The following is a 21,412-nucleotide window of genomic DNA, read 5'->3' as shown; positions in this document are numbered from 1 at the left end:
GTTTCGGCCAGGCTCAAGCTATCCAGATTGAGTGGTGCCAGGCGAGGGATGAGTCCGTGCATGGAATCGTACAGTCGCGCCGCTTCGGTGGAGATGAGGCGTGCGACCTCGGCGGTGTGCGACTCGGCAGGATGCTGATTGGCAATCACTACCGCGAAGCTGCGAATCGCGGTGACCGATTGCGCAAACTCGTCGTGCAGCTCGCGTGCGATCAGGCGACGTTCTTCGTCCAGTCGCTGCTCGATGAGCCCATCCAGCTCGCGACGTTGCTGCAGCCGTTGTTCGGCTTCGAACGCCTTGCGATCGCTGAGCAACTTATCTTCCAGAGAGGCCGCCATGCGATTGAAGGTCGCGCCCATCATGTGAGCTTCGTGACCTTTCAACGTCGGCAGGCGATGACGCAGGTCGCCGCGTTCGATATGGGTGAGTCCATCGACGATGGCCGGCCAGGGGGCGATGGCCCGGCCGACCAACCAGAACACGGCCACGTTGAGCACGGCGAACGCGATGCCGCCGAACAACATGAGCTGAGTGAGATCGTCCCAGCCATCCAGAATGGCGCGCGAGGCATTGGCTTCGACGCGTACTTCGCTGCCGCTCGCCAACCTGAATATATGTAGCGGTGGTTTGGACAGGATCAGGGAGGCGAACCAGTCGGGAGCTTCGCGGCCGGCCTTGTATGGGGAAGGCGGGGAGCTGTAACTCACTTTGCCGTCGGCGGTGAGCAACGTGATCTCATGCGCTCGCACCCGGCCGAGTTGTTGCAGAAAGGCAAGCAGGAAACTGTCGTCGCCCTGATCCAGATCGGCAACGATCCGGGCCAGCAGCTGGGTGGCGACGGTATTGGCCCCGGCGATTTCTTCTCGGACCGCTCGGCGCGTGCCGTCGAACTGCAGCCAGGCCGCCAGGATGACCAGCGCGGCGCTGAGACTGGCGACGATCAGATTGACGTGGCTACGGAGTTTCAAAGTCCCTTCCGTGTGGCGCGAGGGGCCAATATTCAGATCAGTATGACGGCCAGTATGCCGACATATCAGCAAATCTCGCACTCATGAAAATCATGAGCGCAGATTCATGATTGCAGCCTCGCCAGTTGGGGCGCCGAGCCGGCATGGTGGTCTGGGTCGTTCAGACCCGAACTTGCATCAGCCCAACGGGAATCAGGAGTCGTCATGATCTGGGAAACACCTGTGGCCATCGATCTGCGTCTGGGCATGGAAATCACCATGTACGCCGATCACCGCTAAGCGCGGTGGAGGGCGGGGCTGGCCGGAGCGTCCGGGGCCTCGCCTGACTGGATGCATATCCGAATTCTAGGCGCCGCCGCGGGCGGGGGCTTTCCTCAATGGAACTGCAACTGCCGTAATTGTCAGGCGGTACGCAGCCGACAGCCCAATGTCCGGGCGCGCACCCAATCTTCCATTGCGATCCGCGGCGACGATGCGGCGGGCTGGACGCTGGTCAATGCCTCTCCCGATATCCTGACCCAGCTGCAGGCCAATCCGCAGCTGCAGCCGGCGCGAGCGGCTCGCGATACCGGCATTCGTAACATCGTGCTGACCGATGCACAGATCGATCACACCACCGGTCTGTTGATGCTCCGCGAGAGTCCCCAGCCCTGGCCGCTGTGGTGTACCGACAGTGTGTTCGCCGATCTCACCGAGGCCAATCCCATTCTTCAGGTCTTGCAGCGCTATTGCGGCGTGGCTCGACAGCGCATCGACATCGGCGAATGGTTCTCGGTGGAGGGTAGCGATGAGCTGCGTTGGCAGGCCATCGGCTTGCCTGGTCGGCCTCCGCCGTATTCGAAGCGCGAACCGCAATCGGGTGATGTCATCGGACTGCTGGTCGAAGATCGGCGTACCGGCAAGCGGCTGTGTTATGCACCGGGCGTGGCTCGTGTGGATGCGTGGTTGTTCGAGTTAATGAGCAGTGCCCATTGCGTGCTGGTCGACGGCACGTTCTGGACCGACGACGAGCTGATTCAATTGGGTGTCTCGCGCAAGCGCGCGGCCGACATGGGGCATCTCACTCAATCCGGCGGCATGATCGACTGGCTGGATCGGCTGCCGACCGGTACTCGTCGGGTGTTGATTCATATCAACAACACCAATCCGATCCTGGTCGAAGACTCAGCCGAGCGCGCCAAGCTGACTGAGCACCGTATCGAAGTGTCGTACGACGGGATGGAGATCGTTCTGTGAATGCCGCGACTCAGCTGGACTGCGCGTGGGATGCGACCACCTTCGAACAGAAGCTGCGCGAACAGGGCCGTGCGTATCACATCTATCATCCGTTCAACGTGATGCTGAACACCGGCACCGCCAGCCGCGAACAGATCCAGGGCTGGGTGGCCAATCGTTTTTATTATCAGATCGCTATTCCTCGCAAGGATGCCGCCATTCTGGCGAACTGCCCCGATCGCGAGGTGCGGCGGAAGTGGGTCGAGCGCATTCTGGATCACGACGGTCACGGCGACGATGCGGGCGGCATCGAGGCCTGGTTGCGACTCGCCGAAGCGGTCGGTCTGGAACGCGACCAAGTGACGGGACTGAATCGGCTGATCCCAGGCGTACGCTTCGCGGTCGACGCCTATGTGAACTTCGCTCGTCAGGCGCCTTGGCAAGAGGCGGTTTGTTCGTCGCTGACCGAGCTGTTCGCGCCGGACATTCACCGGCAACGGCTCGCGTCCTGGCCGGAGCATTATCCCTGGATCGATCAGCTGGGACTGCAGTACTTCCGCAGCCGCATGTCGCTGGCTCAGCGCGATGTGAATCATGGCTTGGCCGTGACGCTGGATTACTTCAGGACTCGCGAACAGCAGCAACGCGCGCTCGAAGTGCTCAAGTTCAAGCTCGATGTGCTGTGGGCGATGAACGACGCCATGGCTCAGCACTATGGCGTGCAGCCATGACGCCGGCCGACTGTCCCAGCATTCGCGCCGGCATTCGGCTGCAATGGGAGGACGTGCAGAAGGCCTACGTGCTGCTGTATCCCGAAGGCATGGTGAAGTTGAACACCAGCGCCGCGGAGATTCTGCGCCGTTGCGACGGTGTGCGTAACGTCGATGCCATCGTGGAAGATCTGGAAACTGCCTTTAAGCGCAACGGCCTGCGCGATGAAGTCGTGCACTTTCTCGAACTCGCCACCGCTCAGGGCTGGATCGGCGCGCCGCCATGAACCCGGCACCCCCGTTATCGCCGGGTCCCTCGACGGCCGTCGGTCCGCCGTTGTGGCTATTGTTCGAACTCACTTATCGTTGTCCGCTGCAATGTGTGTTTTGTTACAACCCGGTGGACTTCGCTGCGGTTGACAATGAGTTGACCACGGCGGAATGGCTGCGTGTCTTGCGTGAGGCGCGCGCGCTCGGTTCAGTGCAACTAGGCCTGTCGGGCGGTGAGCCGCTGATGCGGGACGATGTAGAAGAGATTGCGGCCGAAGCGAGGCAGCTGGGCTATTACTCCAATCTGATCACTTCCGGTGTCGGCTTGACGCGCGAACGCCTGGCCGAGCTGAAGCGCGCTGGTCTGGACCACATTCAACTCTCGTTTCAGGACTCTACGCGCGAGCTCAACGATTTCCTGTCGCACACGCGCACGTTCGAGCTGAAGCAGCGCTGTGCCGAGTGGATCAAGTCGAGCGGTTATCCCATGGTGCTCAACTGTGTGATTCACCGGCTCAACATCGATCATCTGGACACTATCATCGATATGGCCGTGCGCATGGGCGCCGATTATCTGGAGCTGGCCAACACTCAGTATTACTCGTGGGCGCATCTGAATCGCGAGCATCTGCTGCCGTCGCGAGCCCAGTTGGAACGCGCCGAACGAATCACCAACCAGTGGCGTGCGCGTCTGCAGGGAAAGATGCGGATCTTCTACGTCGTACCGGATTTTTACGAGCAGCGTCCCAAGCGCTGCGCGAACGGCTGGGGTACCACCCTTGCGGTGGTGACGCCTGACGGTACCGCGTTACCGTGTCACACGGCGAAGATGCTGCCCGGCATTGATTTTCCCAACGTGCGACGGCAAAGCATGCGCGAGGTGTGGTTCGAGTCGGCTGCGTTCAATCGGTTTCGTGGCCAAGGCTGGATGAAGGAACCGTGTGCCAGTTGCGAGGAGCGCGATAAAGATTTGGGCGGCTGCCGTTGCCAGGCCTATTTGCTCGCACAAGACGCTGCGGCCGCGGACCCGGTCTGTGCCAAGAGTCCGCATCATCTGGTAGTGCTGGCCGCAGTCGACCGGGCACAACAAACCCGGCCGCCTGAAGCGCCATTGATATTTCGTAAGCGCGAAGTGTCGCGCTCGTTGATCGACAGTCAGCGTTTGTCGGCGAACGAGAATCTCGCCCCCAGCCAATAGGTGCGCGGCGCACCGGGTGCCAAGAAAGTCGAACCCAGCAGCGGACGCTCACCGTCCACGATGGGGCCGGCGAACGGTCTGGCCACGAAAGCACCATTCTCATTGAAGCCGGTCGAGCCGAGCTGCGCGCCGGTGTAGTACTCGCGATCCAGCAGATTGTTGACTTGCGCATAGACCTGTAGCGCCTGCAGTGGGCGATATTCCACGCCCAGATTGACGACGGTGTAACCGCCGATCTCGCCAGGCCCGAGATAGAAGGGCGCCTCGGCCTGATGCTCGTTGTTCTCGTTGCCGCGTGCATAAGAGCTGCCGATGTTGATCAGATCCAGATTGACCGAGATCTGTTCGGTCACATCCCAACCGGCGAAGGCTTTGAAGATGTGGCGCGGCGTCAGCGGAATCCGATCGCCGGGTTCGATGTCGATGGTGCCTTCGAAGCCCGGGCCTTCTTCGTTACTACTGTTACCTTCGCCAAGCACTTCCTCGCTGCTCCGATAGGTGGCTTCGAGCAGCGTGTAGTTGACGCCGGCGTAGACGGGCCCGAGCTGGCTCGACAGACCGGCCTCGATGCCTTGTCGACGCGTCTTACCGAAGTTCTTGAAGTAGCCAAAGCCTGCCGCATCGTCGGCGACGAACAGAATGTCGTCGCGATTGTCGGCGCGGAACACGCCAAGGTTCCATGCAACGCGCTTGGCCATGACGCCGCGTGCGCCTGCTTCGAGTGTACGTGTCACGACTTGATCGAGCGGCGGATCGCCTGCCATCGCATTGGGCAAGCGGCAAGGATTCTCCGGGTCGGCGCAGCCCAGTTCGATGGACGACGGTGCGCGGCTGCCTTCGGTGTAACCGACATACCCGGAGATCGCCTCGTTCGGATTGAACGTCACGCCCAGCGCGGGATTGAATCGGCTGAAAGTGTGTTTCGCCGTGAGCGAGCCGGGTTCGCCGGCCTCGGTGATGTCGTCGACGTTATCGACGGTGGTGCGATCGTAACGGCCCGACAAGGTGAGGTGAGTACTGCGAGTCAATCCGACCGTGTCGGTGAAGTACACGCTGCCCGAAGTCACGTCGCCATCCAGAGCGACGCGCGAATCGAACGCGTTCTCGGATTCCTGAGTGCCGTCGGCGAACATGCCCGGGCCTTCGACACCGGCGATGCCTCGATCGCTCAGCAAGTAGCCGAACTGCGAGGACTGTGAGAACTTGGCGTTGCTCTTCAAACCCGAGACGCCGACGATCAATTGGTTGCTCAACGATGCCAGCGGCGCGGTGAGGGAGGCTTGTAGCGAGACGCCGGCCTCGTGCTGGCGCGTCTGTGTGCGATTGATCAGGCCATTACATTTCTCGTTCGGCTCGTCGTTGAGCAGCACGTTGGCGATACAGCGCCACGACGGAAACGGCGTGTTGGCTTGAGTTTCGCCGCTCAATGGAAAACCGGTGTAGCCAGCCTCTTCGAGCGCTTCACGTTCGTCCGCGTTGGGTTGATAGAGCGCTTCGCCGAGCGCGTCGTCGTTGATGTCGCCGTTGAAGGTGCGGGTTTCGATGTTCCGATAATGCGCATTGGCGGACAACGCGACTCGATCGCTCAGCTTGTGAGTCACCACCAGGTTGAACAGGTACGACTCGTTGTCGGTCTGGTCCGGCTTGGTGTAGACGCTGGCGTAGTCGCTGCGCAGGAGTTGCACGTCCTGCAAGCCGTTACCGGTGAGGTTGGTGTCGGCGTAGGAACCGCTTAGCGAAACGTCAGTCGCGTCGTTACGCCAGCCCACCTTCGCAAACAGCTGCTTCGCTTTGGTGGGGGAGTCATCGCGCCAGCCGTCGTCGCGCAACTCATTGCCGGTGGCGAACCAGTGCAAGCCGTTGTCGGTGTGCGAGGCTGCGGTCAGCGAGACTCGTCGGCGTCGGTCGGAACCATAGTTCACTTCCACGCCATAGCCGGGATAGGTGTAACCGTTCTTGGTCTCCAGCGCGAGTGCGCCGCCGAGCGTATTGGCGCCGAACACCGGATTGGAGCCGGGGATCAAGGTCATGGACGCCAGCGCTTCACGCGGCAGCAAGTCCCAACTGACCACGTCGCCGAACGGTTGATTGAGTCGCATGCCATCCAGATACACCGATAGGCCCTGCGGTGTGCCGAGCAGTGGCGAAGCGGTGTAACCGCGATAATTGATGTCAGGCTGGAGCGCGTTGTTCTGGACGTCGTTGACATAGACGCTGCCGACGCGGCGATTCAGAAACGCCGTCAGATCCAATGCATGCGAGCGATCGATGTCACGCGACGTGGCAGTTTGTACCGGAGCTGGTACACGATTCCGGTCGATCTGTGCGCCGGTCAGCGGCGTGACGCCGATGACGGTGACGGTGTCGATGGTTTCGTCGGCTTGCGCCAGGCCCGTCAGCGAGCTGAAGGCAATGATGGTCGTCACGGCGGTGGCCGTGGAAGATTGTGCTAATCGCATCCCCCGACTCCTTCCATCCTTGGTGTTGTGCTTGATTTAGATGATGCCGCCGCGCGAGTGCTGCAACGGAATGTCGAGCCGCTTGCAACGACGGTACAAAGTGTTACGGCTGACACCCAGTCGCTCGGCGGCGCGGGACATGTTGCCGTCGCAATCCCGAATGCATTGGACCAATGCGTCGCGTTCAATGGAGGGTGTGGCGTCGACGCCGTCGTCGCAGCGACTCTGGCAAAGGCGCACTTCGCTGGGCAGGTCGACCATGCGGATCACGTCGCTGTCGCAAATCGCCAGGATGGTCCGGATCACATTGCGCAGCTCGCGCACGTTACCGGGCCAGCTGTAATCGAGCAGCCGTTGGAAGGCGTCCATCTCGATGGACACCGGCCGGCCGTCGCAACTCTCGGTGGCGAAGAACTCGCGGATCAGGCGTTCCTTATCAGCGCGCTGGGCCAGGGACGGTAACTCGATGGTGATGCCGTTGAGTCGATAGTAGAGATCTTCCCGGAACGTGCCGCGCGCGATCATGGCCCGCAGGTTTTGATGTGAGGCGCACATCACCCGCAAGTCCACTTGGATCGGCGTGTCGGTTCCCAACGGCATCACTTCCTGCTCCTCCAGCACGCGTAACAGACGCGTTTGCAAGCTCAACTGCATGTCGCCGATTTCATCGAGGAACAAGGTGCCGCCGGACGACTGCAGAATCTTGCCTTTCATCCCGCTCTTGCGTGCGCCGGTGAACGCGCCCGGCGCATATCCGAACAGCTCGCTCTCGATGAGCGTCTCGGGAATGGCGGCACAGTTCAACGCGACGAACGGGCGGGCCGCTCGATCACTGGCAGTATGCAAAGCTCGTGCAAACATCTCTTTGCCGGCGCCGGTCGCGCCTTGAATCATCACCGGCACCCGCGATGAAGCGATACGACGCGCGCTTCGGATGTTCCTGCCCATCTGGGGATCTTCACCGGCGAGATCTTCGAGCGTGAGACAGGCTTTACGAGATATCGCCGGTGCCAGCTGCAGAATTTCGCGCGACGTGTTGGCGATGACCGCGGTCCGGCCGGTGCCGGTTTCCTGGTCCAGGCTCAGAAAGAAATGACGGCCGAACTGCATGTCGCGCACCGGGCGCAGCGAGGTCTGGCCTCGGTAGTCCGGTTCGATCAGCTCGGCGGCGCTGACATCGAAGATTTCCTCGATGCCGCGGCCGACCAGCGCGGCTCGGTTCTTGGCGCGCAGTAACCACAGTGCCGTCTCGTCCACAGCGACCACGCTGCCGTCGTTAGCCACGGCGATGGCGCCGCTATGCTGTAAGTTGACGAACTCGGGACGCGCGTGGAAGCGGAATACCGTCTCGCTTTGGAAGTGTTGCAGGAACAGACACTTTTCTATGAGTTGTGCCGACAGGCTGACCAACGCCATGGTGTGCGCCAGGCTGGCTCGGGTGTCGCGGGCGTTGAGGGTCGATGCATCGAGGACCGCGAGCAGCTTGCCGGAGGGATCGCGGATCGGCGCGCCCGAACACGACAGGCCGATGTGACACGAGCGAAAATGTTCCTCGCGATACACGATCACCGGCCGATTTTCGGCAATACAGGTGCCGATACCGTTGGTGCCTTCCTGGCGCTCGCTCCAATCCGCGCCGATGGTCAGGCCGGCCGAGCGGAACACATCGACCAAGGTGGCGTCGGTTTTTTCGTAAAGCACGATGCCGGCGGCATCGGTGAGCACCAGCGCGTAGCCGGAGCCGGCGATGTGTTCGTACAGCCAGTCGATTTCGGCAGCGGCGATTTGTAACAGATCGGCATGTTGCACCAGCCGTTCGGCGAGCACGGCGGCATCGATCACGGTGGGCGAGAACGTGCGCCGGCCGGGATCCAGTGAATAGTCGATGGCACAACGACGCCAGGAGCCGGCGATGGCGGGGTGCAGAGTCAAAGGGGGACCGGGCGTGGACGCCTTCGGTTCCAGAACGAACTCGAGCACATTTCCCGCATGCACTGCAGTTGCGTCCATGAATTCTCCTTGGGGTCCTTGTTGCGGCAGTGTGTCAACTGTCCCGTGACACTGTCACGCTTTGTCTCGCCCCCTGACACACTTGCCGCGGATTTCATTTCTTCACCGCATTCAATTGCAGTGATCGCTGTTGCCAGCCCGAGTTAGTTTAACCGCGTTACCTAATCTGTGGCATATGGCTTGCTCGTTGACTCTGTGATGAATTCAAGGGGGACTCATGCGCTCTGTAGTTTGGCGGCCACTCGTCGTAGTGATTCTATTCGGTGTTTACGGATATATATTTGAGGTTGCGGCGGCCGACACCAGCGCAGCGGGTGGGCGCGCCTATGTTTCCAACGAAGACGGCCATACCGTGTCGGTGCTGGACGTTGGCAACAACACCAGTCTCGGCGACATCGATGTAGGTAAGCGGCCGCGCGGGCTGAAGTTGTCTCAGGATGGCTCGCGCTTGTTCGTGGCCGTGAGTGGCCTGGCGAAATGTCCGCCGACCGTGCCGGACGAAGAGTGCGCCAAATTGGAGCGCGATCTGAAAGCCGACGGCATCGCTGTGGTGGACACCGCTTTACGCAAAGTTATCAAGGTCCTGGCCGCGGGCTCGGATCCTGAACAGTTCGCGATGAGTAACGACGGCAAGCGCCTTTACGTGGCCAACGAAGATGTCGGCTTGCTCTCGGTAGTAGATGTCGACGCCGGCAAAGTGGTGGCGCACGTCAAGGTCGGACTGGAACCTGAAGGCGTCGCGCTGACACCAAACGGTCGCTGGGTGCTGGTCACCAACGAATCGGATAGCTCGGTGTCCGTCATCGACACCACGACCTTGAAGGTGGTGCATACAGTGCCGGTGGGGAAACGCCCTCGAGACATGGCATTCACGCCCAAAGGCGACGTGGCGTATGTGTCCGGCGAGCTCGATTCCTCTCTCTATAGAATCTCAGTGCCGGGCGGCGAGCCGGTGGAGCGAGTGTTGAAGTTGGGCGAGGCGGCCAAGCCCATGGCGGTGTTGCTGGATTCCCGGCGTAACCGCTTGTATTTGAGCACCGGCCGTGGCGGCACGGTGGCCGTGGTCGATATGAAACAAACGCCGGCGTTGCTCAAGGAGATTGCGGTAGGCAAACGTCCTTGGGGAATCGCGCTGTCGGCCGACGGACGCTACTTGTATACCGCCAACGGGCCTTCCAACGATGTGAGCGTCGTGGACACAACCAGCCTGACCACGGTGAAGACCATTCCCGTCGGCCGCTCGCCGTGGGGCATCGTGATCGGGCCGGCGCCGCCGCGCTGATTCAGGTTTTCACCTTCAAACCGCACGCACGCTGCGCTTCCGTCTCCAGCAGGCGGAAGCGTTTAGCGGTGGCACGTGCTTGTTCCGAATCGCGAAACAAGCCGCCGCCTTCGCCCGGCAGGCCGGCATATCGGGCAAAGGTAATGGACGAAACGAAGTCGTCGTAACTCAAGCTGTCGGCCAGCCGATCGATGGTGCACGAGCACTGATAGACATTCGCCAGACTGTCGTCGTGGTTGGCGATGCATTCATTCACATATTCGACGCGCGCCTGCGTTGGATAGTAATGAGTGGGCGGCGGCGGCTCACCACTGTTCGCTGTGCCGGACAACAACACCAGTGTCGCTGAACAGATTGTGCCAACACAGAGTGTCCCGAAAATGGAACGGTGGCACAGGCGTTGCATCGTCATGGGCGCCTCGCAGGAGGTGGAGTGAAGTTGGTGTCCGGTGTGCCTTGTGTACGCCCTGTGCCAACCGCCATCAACAAGAAATTTCGGTCAGTCTCGGGGGATTGCACATGAAACTTCAGCATCGCTGGGTCCTGCTGGTGGCTGCCACGTCCACCGTTACGGCGGGAATGGCTGCGGCCACGGATCTTGAACAGGCAATGGCCAAATCGTCGAACTGGGCCGCCCAGGCCGGCGACTATGCCAATCATCGATATAGCGAGCTCAAACAGATCAATGCGGGCAATGTCGGCCGCATGCAGGTTGCATGGACCATGTCCACTGGCGTGTTACGCGGCCACGAGGGCTCGCCCTTGGTGATCGGCGACACCATGTATATCCACACGCCGTTTCCGAACAACGTGTACGCCATCAATCTGAAGGACCAATCTTACAAATGGAAGTATGAGCCCAAGCAAGATGCGGCAGTGGTACCAGTGATGTGCTGTGACACTGTCAACCGCGGTCTGGCGTTTGGCGGTGGCAAGATCCTGCTGCAACAGGCGGACACCACTCTGGTGGCACTCGATGCCAACACCGGCAAAGTCGCTTGGACCGCCAAGAACGGCGATCCCAAGATCGGCGAGACCAATACCAACGCGCCGCACGTCTTCAAAGAAGTCGTCATCACCGGTATCTCCGGCGGTGAGTTCGGCGTGCGCGGTCGCTTGATCGCTTATGACTTGAACAGCGGCAAGAAGCTGTGGACTGCCTACAGCGTCGGCCCGGACAAAGAAATGTTGCTGGATCCGGTCAAGACCATGACCTGGACCAACGGCAAGATGGCACCGGTCGGCGCCGACTCCTCGCTCAAGTCCTGGAAGGGCGATCAATGGAAATTGGGCGGCGGCACCACGTGGGGCTGGTATGCCTACGATCCGAAATTGAACATGGTCTATTACGGCAGCGGTAATCCGGGCACGTGGAATCCATCGCAGCGCCCCGGCGACAACAAATGGTCCATGACCTTGTTCGGGCGCGATCTGAATACCGGCGTGGCCAAGTGGGTCTATCAAATGACCCCGCACGACGAATGGGATTTCGACGGCGTCAATGAAAACCTGCTGGTGGATCTGGACATCAAGGGCAAGAAGACACCGTCGCTGGTGCACTTCGATCGCAACGGCTTCGGTTACACCTTGAATCGCGAGACCGGCGAGTTGCTGGTGGCCGAGAAGTTCGATCCGAAAGTGAACTGGGCCTCGAAAGTCGATATGAAGACCGGCCGGCCCATAGTCGATAAGAAATATTCACCGGGGACCACCGGCCCGGATGTGAATGTGAAAGACATCTGCCCGGCGGCGCTCGGCAGCAAGGATCAACAACCGGCGAGCTACGACCGCAAGAGCGGCCTCATTCTCGTGCCGACCAATCATGTCTGCATGACGTATGAACCGTTCCAAGTCGAGTACACAGCGGGTCAGCCGTACGTCGGTGCGACGTTGACCATGTATCCGACGCCGGGCAGTCACGGTGGCATGGGCAACTTCATTGCCTGGGATGCGGCTCAAGGCAAGATCGTCTGGTCCAAGCCCGAGCGTTTCTCGGTGTGGTCGGGTGCGCTCACCACGGCGGGCGACATCGTGTTCTACGGCACGCTGGAAGGCTATATCAAAGCCGTGTCCACCAAAGACGGTAAGGAACTGTGGAAGTTCAAGACCCCGTCCGGAATCATCGGCAACGTGTTCGCCTATGAGTACGGCGGCAAACAATATGTCGGTGTGTACTCGGGCATCGGCGGTTGGGCAGGCATCGGCATGGCGGCCGGTCTGACCGAATCCACCGAAGGCTTGGGTGCGGTGGGCGGTTACAAGGACCTGGCGAAGTACACCACACTGGGTGGTTCGCTATTCATCTTCGGACTGCCCGACAGTACTTCCTCTGCCACCACAGCGTTGCAGTGAACCCGCAATCATGAGGTGGGTGACAGTGCTCCTGGCAGCCAGCATCGTCGGTGTGTGCGCGAATGCAGATGACGCACCCGCCGGCGATGCGGCCCTCTACCAGGTACAAGACGGCAGTAAAGTCGATCCGAAAACTTTGATGGGATGGAAGACGTGGCGCGCGCTCGCTTGCGAGCGCTGCCACGGTGCTGAACAGGAAGGCCTGGTCGGACCCTCGCTGGTGAACTCGTTGAAGGTGCTGTCCAAGGAGGACTTCCACACCGTCATCATGAACGGCCGACCCGAGAAGGGCATGCCGCCATTCAGTACCAGCGACATGGTGAACAAAAACTGGGAAGGGCTGTACGCGTACTTGAAAGGTCGCTCCGATGGCAAGATCCAGCCTGGTCGTCTCGCGCCGATCGAGTAACCGCTTGCGTCTGAGCGCGGCCATATCGATCTGCATGGGGCTGGCTGGTGTCGCGCTGTCGGCAGGCAGCGCGGCCGTAGCCGATCAATCCGAATCGATACTTCGTGTCTGCGCCGATCCGGACAACCTGCCGTTGTCCAATCGGCGCGGCGAGGGCTATGAAAACAAGATTGCCGAAGAGTTGGCGCGCGATCTAGGCAGGCGCGTCGAATACACGTTCTTTCCGCAACGCATGGGTTTCGTGCGCAACACGCTCAAACAACGCGACGCTGCCACCAAAGAATTCAAATGCGACGTGATCATCGGCGTGCCCAAAGGGTATGAACTGACTGCGACCACGCGCCCGTACATGCATTCGACGTATGCGCTGGTGTTTGCGGAGCACGACGGTTGGAAGGATGTGCAAACCGCTGATGACTTGTTGAAGTTGCCTCGCGAGCAACTGGCCAAGCTGCATATCGGTGTGTTCGGCCGCTCGCCCGGCGCCGATTGGTTGTTACGTAACAATCTACTCGAGCAGGCAGTGATGTACGCGCCGCAGAGCGGTGACCCTGCGGAGAATCCGGCGCACACCATCGAGAACGATCTGGCGTCCGGCAAGATCGATGCAGCCATCGTCTGGGGACCGATTGCCGGCTTTCTGGTGCAACGTCGTAACGCTGCGCCGGCGTGGCAGAGCGTGCCGTTCCTGCCCGATCCGGCCATCAAGTTCGATTATGAGATCGCCATGGGTGTGCGCTTCGGCGAAAAGGAATGGCAAAGCCAACTGGACGCCTGGATCGGCGCGCACCAAACCAGGATCGATCAGATCCTGAGCAGCTATCGGGTGCCGCTGCTCGACGCCAGTGGCAAAGTCAAACAAGCTCGCCGGGAGAACGGTTCATGAAAGTCAAAGCCGCCGTTGCTTATGCCGCAGGCAAACCGCTCGAAGTCACGACGGTCGATCTGGATGGGCCGCGTGCCGGCGAAGTGTTGGTCGAGATCAAAGCCACTGGGGTTTGTCACACTGACGAGTTCACGCGTTCCGGCGCCGATCCGGAAGGATTGTTCCCGGCGATCTTCGGTCACGAAGGCGCGGGCATCGTGGTCGATGTCGGGCCGGGCGTGACCACGCTGCGTAAAGGCGATCACGTCATTCCGCTGTACACGCCCGAGTGTCGGCAATGCAAGTCATGCCTGTCGCGTAAGACCAATCTGTGCACGGCCATCCGAGCGACGCAAGGAAAAGGTGTGATGCCCGACGGCACCAGTCGCTTTTCCATCGGCAGCCAGATGGTGCATCACTATATGGGCTGCTCGACGTTCGCGAATTTCACCGTGATGCCGGAGATCGCGCTCGCCAAGATTCGCGAGGACGCACCGTTCGACAAGGTTTGCTACATCGGCTGCGGTGTGACCACAGGCATCGGCGCTGTGATCAACACGGCTAAGGTCGAACCCGGCGCCAATGTGGTCGTGTTCGGTCTGGGCGGCATCGGCTTGAACGTGATCCAAGGCGCACGCCTGGCCGGCGCCAACAAGATCATCGGCGTGGACATCAATCCGCGCCGCGTGCAGCTCGCCGAAGCGTTCGGCATGACTCATTTCGTGAACCCCAAAGAAGTCGAGGGCGAACTGGTGCCGCATTTGGTGAACCTCACCGATGGCGGTGCCGACTACAGTTTCGAATGCGTGGGCAATGTCGATCTGATGCGCCAGGCGCTGGAGTGTTGCCATCGCGGTTGGGGCGAAAGCGTGATCATCGGCGTGGCGGGCGCGGGGCAGGAAATCCGGACGCGGCCGTTCCAGCTGGTGACGGGCCGTGTGTGGAAGGGCACGGCGTTCGGCGGCGCGCGCGGCCGCACCGACGTGCCCAAGATCGTCGACTGGTATATGGAGGGCAAGATCAAGATCGATGAGTTGATCACCCACCAGCTGCCCATCGAACGTATCAACGACGCGTTCGATCTGATGCACAAGGGTGAGTCGATTCGTAGCGTCGCGATCTTTTAGGCGGTCCGTCAACGATAGTGCTGTCAACCTTTGGGGGAACAACCATGAGTAGTCTCGCGATTCATCCGTCCGTGGATGGCGGCGTTCAGGCCGGTAAGAGCGGCTTTGCGGGCGGCACCTTGAGCTGCAAATGCAAAGACAATCCAGTCAAGGTCAAGCTCGACGGCGACGTGGCCTTCAATCATGTGTGTGGCTGTACCAAGTGCTGGAAGCCCGATGGCTCGCTGTTCTCGATGGTCGCGGTGATTTCGCGCGACAAACTCAAAGTCACCGAGAACGCGCAGAAGCTCAAGATCGTCGATCCGTCGGCGGTCATTCAGCGCTATGCCTGCACCGGCTGCGGCGTACACATGTATGGGCGCATCGAGAAGAAGGACCATCCATTCTTCGGGCTGGATTTCGTGCACACGGAATTGTCCAGCGAGAAAGGCTGGGCGGCACCGGAGTTCGCTGCTTTCGTTTCGTCCATCATCGAGTCGGGCGCCAAGCCGGACAACATGGGCGCGGTGCGCGCACGGCTGACAGAGCTAAAGCTGGCGCCTTACGATTGTCTGTCGCCGCCGTTGATGGATGCGATCTCCACTCACGTCGCCAAGTCCAAGGGATTGTTGGCGGCCTAGCGACTTCACTGTCGCTGCAGCTCGATCAAGACGCCGCGTAAGCTGGGGCTCGCGGCGTCTTGGCTCCGGTGAGTGCCGGCTCGCATTCATAAACGGAATACTGGCTATTTCGCAGACGTGTTGAGTGGCTGCCGGCCCAAGACTACGGTTGCGGGATGCTGTCCTCCGCACCAGGCAATACCCAGTCCGAGCGTCAGGCCTTCTATGCGCGCATCGGCGCCAGTCATCTCACGCCTTTGTGGGAGGTGCTGCACTCGCTGGTACCGCAGTCTCCTCGCAGTCCTTGCGCCACCGTGGGGTGGCACTACGACGAGGTGCGGCCTTACTTGATGGAAGCGGGGCGTTTGATCGGTGCTAAGGAAGCCGAACGCCGCGTGTTGATTTTCGAGAACCCTGCGCTGCGAGGCCACTCGTGCCTGACGCAGACCTTATACGCAGGCTTGCAGCTGCTGTTGCCGGGTGAAGTGGCGCCGAGTCATCGACACACTCAGTCGGCATTGCGCTTGGTGTTAGAAGGTGAGGGAGCGTACACGGCGGTCGATGGCGAACGCACCGTCATGCGACCGGGCGACTTCATCATCACGCCGTCGATGACCTGGCACGATCACGGCAACCCGGGCGACCAGCCGGTGGTGTGGCTGGACGGTTTGGACATTCCGCTGCTGCGTTTCCTGGATGCCGGCTTTGCCGAAAAATATCCCGACGACACCCATCCGGTAACGCGTCCCGAAGGCGATGCGAACGCGCGCTTCGGCGGCAATCTTGCGCCGATGGATTACACGCCACCGCGCGTCGGCGCGTCGCCCATCTTCAATTATCCGTATGCACAGACACGCGAGACCTTGACCAAGGTGAGTCGGGGAGCGTCGGTCGATCCGCATCATGGCCATGGCCTGCGTTTCTTGAATCCCACCACGGGTGCGGCCCCCATTCCGACCATCGGCGCCTGCGTGCAGTTGTTGCCGCCGGGCTTCAAAGGCCGACCGTATCGGGCCACCGACAGTCGGATCTTCTGCTGTCTCGAAGGCGAAGGCCGCATCGATACCGATGACTGGTCGTTCGAGTTCGCCGCGCGTGACGTATTCACTGTGCCGAGCTGGATTGCACATCGCCTGTCATCGCCGAGCGAAGCGGTGGTTTTCAGCTTCTCCGAGCGGCCGGTACAACAAGCTTTGGGATTGTGGCGCGAGGAGCGCATTGCATGAGCTATTTCTTGGATATTCAACCTGCGCTTGTGACCTTGCCAATCGTGGGATCGAGCAGTCTATTTCCGGTGCGTCGGGTTTACTGCGTGGGGCGCAACTACGCCGCGCACGCGCGTGAGATGGGCAAGGATCCGGATCGCGAGCCGCCGTTTTTCTTCATGAAGCCGGCCACGTCCATCGTGGCGGTGAACGGCAGCGAAGTCAGCATTCCTTATCCGTCGCAAACCAAAAATTATCACCATGAGATCGAGCTGGTCGCAGCCATCGGCTCGCGCGCCGAGAACGTGAGCGTCGAACAAGCGCTGCGTCATGTGTGCGCTTATGCCGTTGGCTTGGACATGACTCGCCGAGATGTGCAGCTTGCTGCACGCGACGCGGGGCGGCCGTGGGAGATGGGCAAGTCGTTTGCCTACTCTGCGCCCATCGGACCGCTGCATGACGTGACCAAGCTCGGCCATCCGAGCAGCGGTGCGATCTCCCTGACCGTGAATGATCAGGTCAAGCAACGCGCCGACTTGTCCGAGCTGATCTGGTCGGTGGCCGAGTGCATCAGTCATCTCTCGGCGCTCGATGCTCTCGAACCGGGCGACTTGTTGTTTACCGGTACGCCAGCCGGTGTGGGTGCCGTCGTCGCTGGTGACCGGCTGCACGGAAGCATCGAAGGCATCGGCGACCTTCGCATTCGCATCGGCTCGTAGGAGTCAGATACATGAACGCACGCGTGGAAATTCCTTGGCGAGGCGACAGTTTCAGTCGTGTTCCGTTCGATGTGTACTGCGACCCGAGAGCCTACGAGCAGGAGCTGCAGAGATTCTTTTATCGCGGCCACTGGTGCTACGTCGGGTTGGAAGTGGAAATTCCCAAGCCCGGCGATTTCAAGCGCAGCTGGATCGGCGAGCGCTCGGTCATCGTGGTTCGCAATCACGACAACAGCGTACACGTGGTGGAGAACCGCTGCGCCCATCGCGGCGTGCAGTTCTGTCAGGAAAACTTCGGCCAGGTGAAAGAGTTCATTTGTCCTTATCACCAATGGAACTACGACCTGACCGGCCGCTTGATGGGCTTGCCGTTCCGTCGCGGTGTGAAGCGCTCCGGCGTGGTTCAAGGCGGCATGCCGGCGGACTTCAAGACCGAAGAACATGGGTTGACCCGGCTCAAGGTCGCAACGCGCGGCGGGGTGATATTCGCCAGTTTCGATCACGATGTGCCGGCGTTCGAGGCGTTTCTCGGGCCGGACGTGCTCGGCTATTTCGATCGCGTGTTCAGCGGCCGGCCGTTGTCGCTGCTGGGCTATTCGCGCCAACGCATTCCCGGTAACTGGAAGCTGATGCAGGAGAACATCAAGGATCCCTACCACCCAGGACTGCTACACACTTGGTTCGTGACGTTCGGTCTGTGGCGGGCGGATCAAGAGTCCAAGATGGTGATGGATGCCACCGGCAGGCACGCATGCATGGTGTCCCGACGTAATAGCGGCGGCAAAAGCGAAGTGACCCAAGGCGTGTCCAGCTTCAAAGAACAGATGAAGCTCAACGATGACCGCGTGCTGGACGTGGTGCCCGAAGAGTTTTGGAACGGGCCGACGGTGGTGATGATGACGTTGTTCCCGTCGCTGATCATTCAGCAGCAGGTGAATTCGCTATCGACGCGTCACATCGTGCCACGGGGCGAAGGCGTGTTCGACTTCGTCTGGACCCATTTCGGGTTTGCCGACGATACGCCGGAGATGACGCGCCGCCGGTTACGACAGGCCAATCTGTTCGGCCCGGCGGGCTATGTGTCCGCCGACGATGGCGAAGTCGTCGAGATGGCGCAGCGAGGCGCGGCTCAGAATGTCGAGCAGGCTGCGATCAGCGAGCTGGACGGCCGCGACGTCCACAACACCGATCACATGGTGACCGAGACCTTGATCCGCGGCATGTACCGTTACTATCGCCAGGTCATGGACGCATGAACGCCCGCGCCGAACTGACTCTGAGCGAACGTTGCTTGTTAGCGCACGAGATCCAGGCGCTGTACGCCGAGTATTCGGCCTGCATCGATGAGCGTCGCTATTCGGAATGGCCGGAGTTCTTCACCGAGGACTGCGTCTATAAAGTCATTCCGCGAGAGAACCATGACCGCGGCCTGCCGCTGGCGACGCTTGCGTTCGAGAGTCGCGCGATGCTGCACGATCGAGTGGTTGCGATCACTCAGACGTTGTTTCATGCGCCGTACTATCAGCGGCACATCGTGAGTGCTGTGCGCATTACCGGCGGCGATGCCGACACGGTTCGTGCCGAAGCCAACTACGTGGTCGTTCGCACCAAACAGAACGAGCCGTCCGAGGTGTTCAACGCCGGCCGTTACATCGACGTGCTGGTTCGGGAGCAGGGCGCCTGGCGCTTTCGGCAGCGCTGCTGTGTGTTCGACAGCGAGTTGATCCCGAACTCCATCATTTATCCGATTTGACGGGAGACGCAGTGAGCAACCCACTGGCGCGACGCAGAGTCGCGTGTCTGCAAGATGTTCCGGATGGCGAATGTATTGCCGTCGAGTTGGAAGACCGCGAGATCGCTCTATACCGTGTCGATTCGCAGGTGTTCGCCACCGACAATATTTGCACCCATGGTGCGGCTCGTCTATGCGATGGCTTTCTCGATGGCTATGCCATCGAATGTCCCATGCATCAGGGGGCGTTCGATATTCGCAGCGGCACCGTGCTGCGCGAGCCGGCGGAGGATCCGCTCGCGACTTATGCCGTGGAAGTCGATGAGCAGGGCGAGATCTACATCGAGCTGCCCGCGTGAGTCGAAGTTACTCGGGCCAGTGGCCGGAGTAGCCAGCCTCGCGTGACAACTGACCGCAGGTTTTTACCAGCGCGTGCAAAGCTGGGTGATTCGAGCCCAGCTGCTTCTCCGGGCCCATCAAGCACAAGGTGGCGACTGCTTCGCCATGCGTGTTCAAGATCGGACTGGCGATGGCGCGGATGCCTGGCGACACGTCGACCGCAACGACTGAATGGAACTGGGTGCGCACTTTCTCCGCGAGCCGACGGACTTCGCCGGCCGTGCGTGGTGTGGAAGGAGCGAGGTCGTATCCCACATTGAGTTTGAGCTCGCGCTCAACCACATGCCGTGTGATCTCTTCGGGCAAGAAGGCCACGAATACCTGGCCCGACGCCGAACGCAACGTCGGCACGATGGAGCCCAACGCCAGCGAGATGGTGATCGGCGGGCTGCACTGCTGAAAGCGCACGATGGTGGCACCTTGATCGCCGAAGATGACGATGACGCCCAACAGTCCGTGCTCGGCCACCAGGCGCTTCAATTCACGCGGCGCCAGTTCCATCACATCCAATCGCGACAGCGCCGACAAGCCTACTTGCAGAGCGAGCCGGCCCAAGTCGTAGCGCGCCGTGTCCTGATCCTGTCTGAGCAGCCCGGAGCGAACGAAGCTCGCCAGGTAGCGGTGCACGTTACTCGGCGCCATGCCCACCAACTCGCTGATGGTTTTCAGGGGCAGGGCGCTGTCGTGCGAGGCCAGGACCTGCAGGATGCGCAGGCCGACATCGATGGATTGCACCCCCCGGCTTTCCTTGGGCCGACTTTCCTTGGGAGCAGGGGTTTTCCTTTTTTTGGGGGTCATACGCATCTGGGGCAGTGGTTGCGGGCGCCATTATCGGGCCAGGGGCAACGAAACTCCAACCAGCCAGCGGTTATCAAATGGACAACACGATTACCATTTGACAAACGAATTGTGTAATGGATTAATCGGCTCATGTCAGGCGCAATCATCCGCAACGATCTGGCTCGGCCGCCCACTCCGCTGCGAGCGTGGTTGGCAGTCATCGTGCTGAGCGTGTGCTATGTGTTTTCGCTGCTGGATCGCTTGATCGTCAGCCTGCTGGTCGAGCCGATGAAGCACAGCCTGTCGCTGAGTGACGTACAGATCGGCCTGTTGCAAGGTTCGGCGTTCGCCATCTTCTACGCCACCATGGGAGTGCCGCTCGGGCGCCTCGCGGACCGGGTCAATCGTCGCAATATGATTGCTTGGGCCATCGCGTTTTGGGGGCTGTGCACGGCAGCCAGTGGCTTGGCACGTGGCTTCGTAGGCTTGCTCGCGGCACGAGTTGGCGTTGGCGCTGGCGAGGCCGCGCTTACGCCGGCCGCCTATTCAATCATCGGCGACAGTTTCAAAGGGGATCGGCTCGGCCGCGCGATGGGCGTGTACACCGTGGGTGGCGCCATCGGTAGTGGCATCGCTCTGTTGATCGGCGGAGCCGTGTATCGACGTATCGAGGCGATGGGGCCGCTGCTGTTGCCGGGCGTGGGAGAGTTGCTGCCGTGGCAGACCACATTGGTAGTTGTGGGCTTGCCGGGTCTATTGCTGGCGCTCGCGGTTCGGTTGCTCGTTCACGAACCGGTGCGCTCGACCGCTGTCACCGACACAAATTTCACCGCAGTCCTCAGCACGATTCGAGGGAAGGCGCATTTGTATGTGCCCGCATTCGCTGCCTATGCGGCCATCGCTGGATTGGCCTATGGATTCGTCAGCTGGGCGCCGACGTTTTTGTCTCGCACATTTTCATTGGGACCCGCCGAAGTAGGTGCGAAGTTCGGGCCGGTGATGTTGGTTGCAGGCTTGCTGGGCCCGTTGGTCGCCGGAACGGTGTCTGACCGCTTGCATGCCCGACACGGCGTCAACGCACCGTTCTTGATGATGAAGATCTTTCTGGTGCTG

At 60.7% G+C, this 21,412-nt stretch carries 22 protein-coding genes; 17 read left to right on the top strand and 5 right to left on the bottom strand.

The window, feature by feature from the left end; genetic code table 11:
- Window positions 1-968, bottom strand: a 968-nt coding sequence (locus JNL55_RS26745) for a histidine kinase (RefSeq protein WP_293861722.1), incomplete at its 3' end; no start/stop codon positions are given.
- Window positions 969-1,172: 204 nt separating this feature from the next.
- Here JNL55_RS26745 and pqqA point away from each other — a divergent pair.
- The 5 genes from pqqA to pqqE are packed head-to-tail and all read left to right on the top strand — an operon-like array spanning window position 1,173 to window position 4,361.
- Window positions 1,173-1,247 (top strand): pyrroloquinoline quinone precursor peptide PqqA, encoded by a 75-nt coding sequence (pqqA, locus tag JNL55_RS37530; RefSeq protein ID WP_415923172.1) that lies wholly within the window; start codon window positions 1,173-1,175, stop codon window positions 1,245-1,247.
- Between the two features lie 51 nt (window positions 1,248-1,298).
- On the top strand, window positions 1,299-2,204 hold the full coding sequence (pqqB, locus tag JNL55_RS26740; protein ID WP_293861719.1) for a pyrroloquinoline quinone biosynthesis protein PqqB: 906 nt from the start codon (window positions 1,299-1,301) through the stop codon (window positions 2,202-2,204).
- A complete protein-coding gene (pqqC, locus tag JNL55_RS26735; RefSeq protein WP_293861716.1) occupies window positions 2,201-2,914 on the top strand; it encodes a pyrroloquinoline-quinone synthase PqqC in 714 nt (237 codons plus the stop codon). Before pqqB ends, pqqC begins: the two co-directional genes overlap by 4 nt.
- On the top strand, window positions 2,911-3,180 hold the full coding sequence (gene pqqD, locus JNL55_RS26730) for a pyrroloquinoline quinone biosynthesis peptide chaperone PqqD (protein WP_293861713.1): 270 nt from the start codon (window positions 2,911-2,913) through the stop codon (window positions 3,178-3,180). Before pqqC ends, pqqD begins: the two co-directional genes overlap by 4 nt.
- Window positions 3,177-4,361: a pyrroloquinoline quinone biosynthesis protein PqqE gene (gene pqqE, locus JNL55_RS26725; RefSeq protein WP_293861710.1), complete on the top strand. Its 1,185-nt coding sequence runs from the start codon at window positions 3,177-3,179 to the stop codon at window positions 4,359-4,361. The genes pqqD and pqqE overlap by 4 nt, the downstream gene beginning before the upstream one ends.
- Here pqqE and JNL55_RS26720 read toward each other — a convergent pair.
- A complete protein-coding gene (locus JNL55_RS26720) occupies window positions 4,319-6,820 on the bottom strand; it encodes a TonB-dependent receptor (RefSeq protein ID WP_293861707.1) in 2,502 nt (833 codons plus the stop codon). The genes pqqE and JNL55_RS26720 overlap by 43 nt on opposite strands.
- Before the next feature lie 36 nt (window positions 6,821-6,856).
- Window positions 6,857-8,830: a sigma-54-dependent Fis family transcriptional regulator gene (locus tag JNL55_RS26715; protein ID WP_293861704.1), complete on the bottom strand. Its 1,974-nt coding sequence runs from the start codon at window positions 8,828-8,830 to the stop codon at window positions 6,857-6,859.
- A 217-nt stretch (window positions 8,831-9,047) separates the two neighbouring features.
- On the opposite strand from JNL55_RS26715, the gene JNL55_RS26710 reads away from it, so the two are divergent.
- The gene (locus tag JNL55_RS26710) at window positions 9,048-10,112 is read left to right on the top strand and encodes a cytochrome D1 domain-containing protein (protein WP_293861701.1); all 1,065 of its coding nucleotides are present in this window, start codon (window positions 9,048-9,050) and stop codon (window positions 10,110-10,112) included.
- Window position 10,113: 1 nt separating this feature from the next.
- Here the strand turns inward: JNL55_RS26710 and JNL55_RS26705 are convergent, their stop codons facing one another.
- Window positions 10,114-10,524 carry a hypothetical protein gene (locus JNL55_RS26705; RefSeq protein WP_293861698.1) on the bottom strand — a complete coding sequence of 137 codons (411 nt, stop codon included), beginning with the start codon at window positions 10,522-10,524 and terminating at the stop codon, window positions 10,114-10,116.
- A 107-nt stretch (window positions 10,525-10,631) separates the two neighbouring features.
- On the opposite strand from JNL55_RS26705, the gene JNL55_RS26700 reads away from it, so the two are divergent.
- The 10 genes from JNL55_RS26700 to JNL55_RS26655 all read left to right on the top strand — a co-directional run bounded on the left by JNL55_RS26700 (window position 10,632) and on the right by JNL55_RS26655 (window position 19,479).
- The gene (locus tag JNL55_RS26700; RefSeq protein WP_322111054.1) at window positions 10,632-12,464 is read left to right on the top strand and encodes a methanol/ethanol family PQQ-dependent dehydrogenase; all 1,833 of its coding nucleotides are present in this window, start codon (window positions 10,632-10,634) and stop codon (window positions 12,462-12,464) included.
- 10 nt (window positions 12,465-12,474) lie between these two features.
- Window positions 12,475-12,873 (top strand): c-type cytochrome, encoded by a 399-nt coding sequence (locus JNL55_RS26695; RefSeq protein ID WP_415923171.1) that lies wholly within the window; start codon window positions 12,475-12,477, stop codon window positions 12,871-12,873.
- Entirely contained in the window at window positions 12,833-13,759 is a 927-nt protein-coding gene (locus JNL55_RS26690) for a substrate-binding domain-containing protein (RefSeq protein ID WP_293861692.1), read from the top strand. The genes JNL55_RS26695 and JNL55_RS26690 overlap by 41 nt, the downstream gene beginning before the upstream one ends.
- Window positions 13,756-14,865, top strand: a complete 1,110-nt coding sequence (locus JNL55_RS26685) for an S-(hydroxymethyl)glutathione dehydrogenase/class III alcohol dehydrogenase (protein WP_293861689.1) — start codon at window positions 13,756-13,758, stop codon at window positions 14,863-14,865. The genes JNL55_RS26690 and JNL55_RS26685 overlap by 4 nt, the downstream gene beginning before the upstream one ends.
- Before the next feature lie 44 nt (window positions 14,866-14,909).
- Window positions 14,910-15,485: an S-(hydroxymethyl)glutathione synthase gene (gene gfa, locus JNL55_RS26680; protein WP_293861686.1), complete on the top strand. Its 576-nt coding sequence runs from the start codon at window positions 14,910-14,912 to the stop codon at window positions 15,483-15,485.
- A gap of 155 nt (window positions 15,486-15,640) precedes the next feature.
- Window positions 15,641-16,690 (top strand): gentisate 1,2-dioxygenase, encoded by a 1,050-nt coding sequence (gtdA, locus tag JNL55_RS26675; protein ID WP_293861683.1) that lies wholly within the window; start codon window positions 15,641-15,643, stop codon window positions 16,688-16,690.
- Entirely contained in the window at window positions 16,687-17,388 is a 702-nt protein-coding gene (locus JNL55_RS26670) for a fumarylacetoacetate hydrolase family protein (RefSeq protein WP_293861680.1), read from the top strand. Before gtdA ends, JNL55_RS26670 begins: the two co-directional genes overlap by 4 nt.
- A gap of 11 nt (window positions 17,389-17,399) precedes the next feature.
- Window positions 17,400-18,644, top strand: a complete 1,245-nt coding sequence (locus tag JNL55_RS26665) for an aromatic ring-hydroxylating dioxygenase subunit alpha (RefSeq protein ID WP_293861677.1) — start codon at window positions 17,400-17,402, stop codon at window positions 18,642-18,644.
- Window positions 18,641-19,141, top strand: a complete 501-nt coding sequence (locus JNL55_RS26660; protein WP_293861674.1) for an aromatic-ring-hydroxylating dioxygenase subunit beta — start codon at window positions 18,641-18,643, stop codon at window positions 19,139-19,141. The genes JNL55_RS26665 and JNL55_RS26660 overlap by 4 nt, the downstream gene beginning before the upstream one ends.
- 11 nt (window positions 19,142-19,152) lie before the next feature.
- Window positions 19,153-19,479 carry a non-heme iron oxygenase ferredoxin subunit gene (locus JNL55_RS26655; protein ID WP_293861671.1) on the top strand — a complete coding sequence of 109 codons (327 nt, stop codon included), beginning with the start codon at window positions 19,153-19,155 and terminating at the stop codon, window positions 19,477-19,479.
- 7 nt (window positions 19,480-19,486) lie between these two features.
- Here JNL55_RS26655 and JNL55_RS26650 read toward each other — a convergent pair whose 3' ends face one another.
- On the bottom strand, window positions 19,487-20,254 hold the full coding sequence (locus JNL55_RS26650; RefSeq protein WP_293861668.1) for an IclR family transcriptional regulator: 768 nt from the start codon (window positions 20,252-20,254) through the stop codon (window positions 19,487-19,489).
- A 195-nt stretch (window positions 20,255-20,449) separates the two neighbouring features.
- Between JNL55_RS26650 and JNL55_RS26645 the strand changes: the two genes are divergently transcribed.
- The coding region (locus JNL55_RS26645; protein WP_293861665.1) for an MFS transporter at window positions 20,450-21,412 on the top strand (963 nt) is incomplete at its 3' end.

Source organism: Steroidobacter sp. (genome assembly GCF_016790065.1).
Taxonomy (GTDB): domain Bacteria; phylum Pseudomonadota; class Gammaproteobacteria; order Steroidobacterales; family Steroidobacteraceae; genus Steroidobacter.
This window is presented reverse-complemented; position numbering and strand designations above follow the sequence as displayed.

Bases quoted from the DNA above. Each gene is read 5' to 3' on its own strand.
- pqqD (WP_293861713.1), top strand. From the start codon at position 2,911: ATGACGCCGGCCGACTGTCCCAGCATTCGCGCCGGCATTCGGCTGCAA.
- JNL55_RS26705 (WP_293861698.1), bottom strand. From the start codon at position 10,524: ATGACGATGCAACGCCTGTGCCACCGTTCCATTTTCGGGACACTCTGT.
- JNL55_RS26665 (WP_293861677.1), top strand. From the start codon at position 17,400: ATGAACGCACGCGTGGAAATTCCTTGGCGAGGCGACAGTTTCAGTCGT.
- gfa (WP_293861686.1), top strand. From the start codon at position 14,910: ATGAGTAGTCTCGCGATTCATCCGTCCGTGGATGGCGGCGTTCAGGCC.
- JNL55_RS26700 (WP_322111054.1), top strand. From the start codon at position 10,632: ATGAAACTTCAGCATCGCTGGGTCCTGCTGGTGGCTGCCACGTCCACC.
- JNL55_RS26720 (WP_293861707.1), bottom strand. From the start codon at position 6,820: ATGCGATTAGCACAATCTTCCACGGCCACCGCCGTGACGACCATCATT.
- pqqB (WP_293861719.1), top strand. From the start codon at position 1,299: ATGCATATCCGAATTCTAGGCGCCGCCGCGGGCGGGGGCTTTCCTCAA.
- JNL55_RS26690 (WP_293861692.1), top strand. From the start codon at position 12,833: ATGGCAAGATCCAGCCTGGTCGTCTCGCGCCGATCGAGTAACCGCTTG.
- JNL55_RS26685 (WP_293861689.1), top strand. From the start codon at position 13,756: ATGAAAGTCAAAGCCGCCGTTGCTTATGCCGCAGGCAAACCGCTCGAA.
- JNL55_RS26670 (WP_293861680.1), top strand. From the start codon at position 16,687: ATGAGCTATTTCTTGGATATTCAACCTGCGCTTGTGACCTTGCCAATC.
- JNL55_RS26715 (WP_293861704.1), bottom strand. From the start codon at position 8,830: ATGGACGCAACTGCAGTGCATGCGGGAAATGTGCTCGAGTTCGTTCTG.
- gtdA (WP_293861683.1), top strand. From the start codon at position 15,641: ATGCTGTCCTCCGCACCAGGCAATACCCAGTCCGAGCGTCAGGCCTTC.
- JNL55_RS26710 (WP_293861701.1), top strand. From the start codon at position 9,048: ATGCGCTCTGTAGTTTGGCGGCCACTCGTCGTAGTGATTCTATTCGGT.
- pqqE (WP_293861710.1), top strand. From the start codon at position 3,177: ATGAACCCGGCACCCCCGTTATCGCCGGGTCCCTCGACGGCCGTCGGT.
- JNL55_RS26660 (WP_293861674.1), top strand. From the start codon at position 18,641: ATGAACGCCCGCGCCGAACTGACTCTGAGCGAACGTTGCTTGTTAGCG.
- JNL55_RS26695 (WP_415923171.1), top strand. From the start codon at position 12,475: ATGAGGTGGGTGACAGTGCTCCTGGCAGCCAGCATCGTCGGTGTGTGC.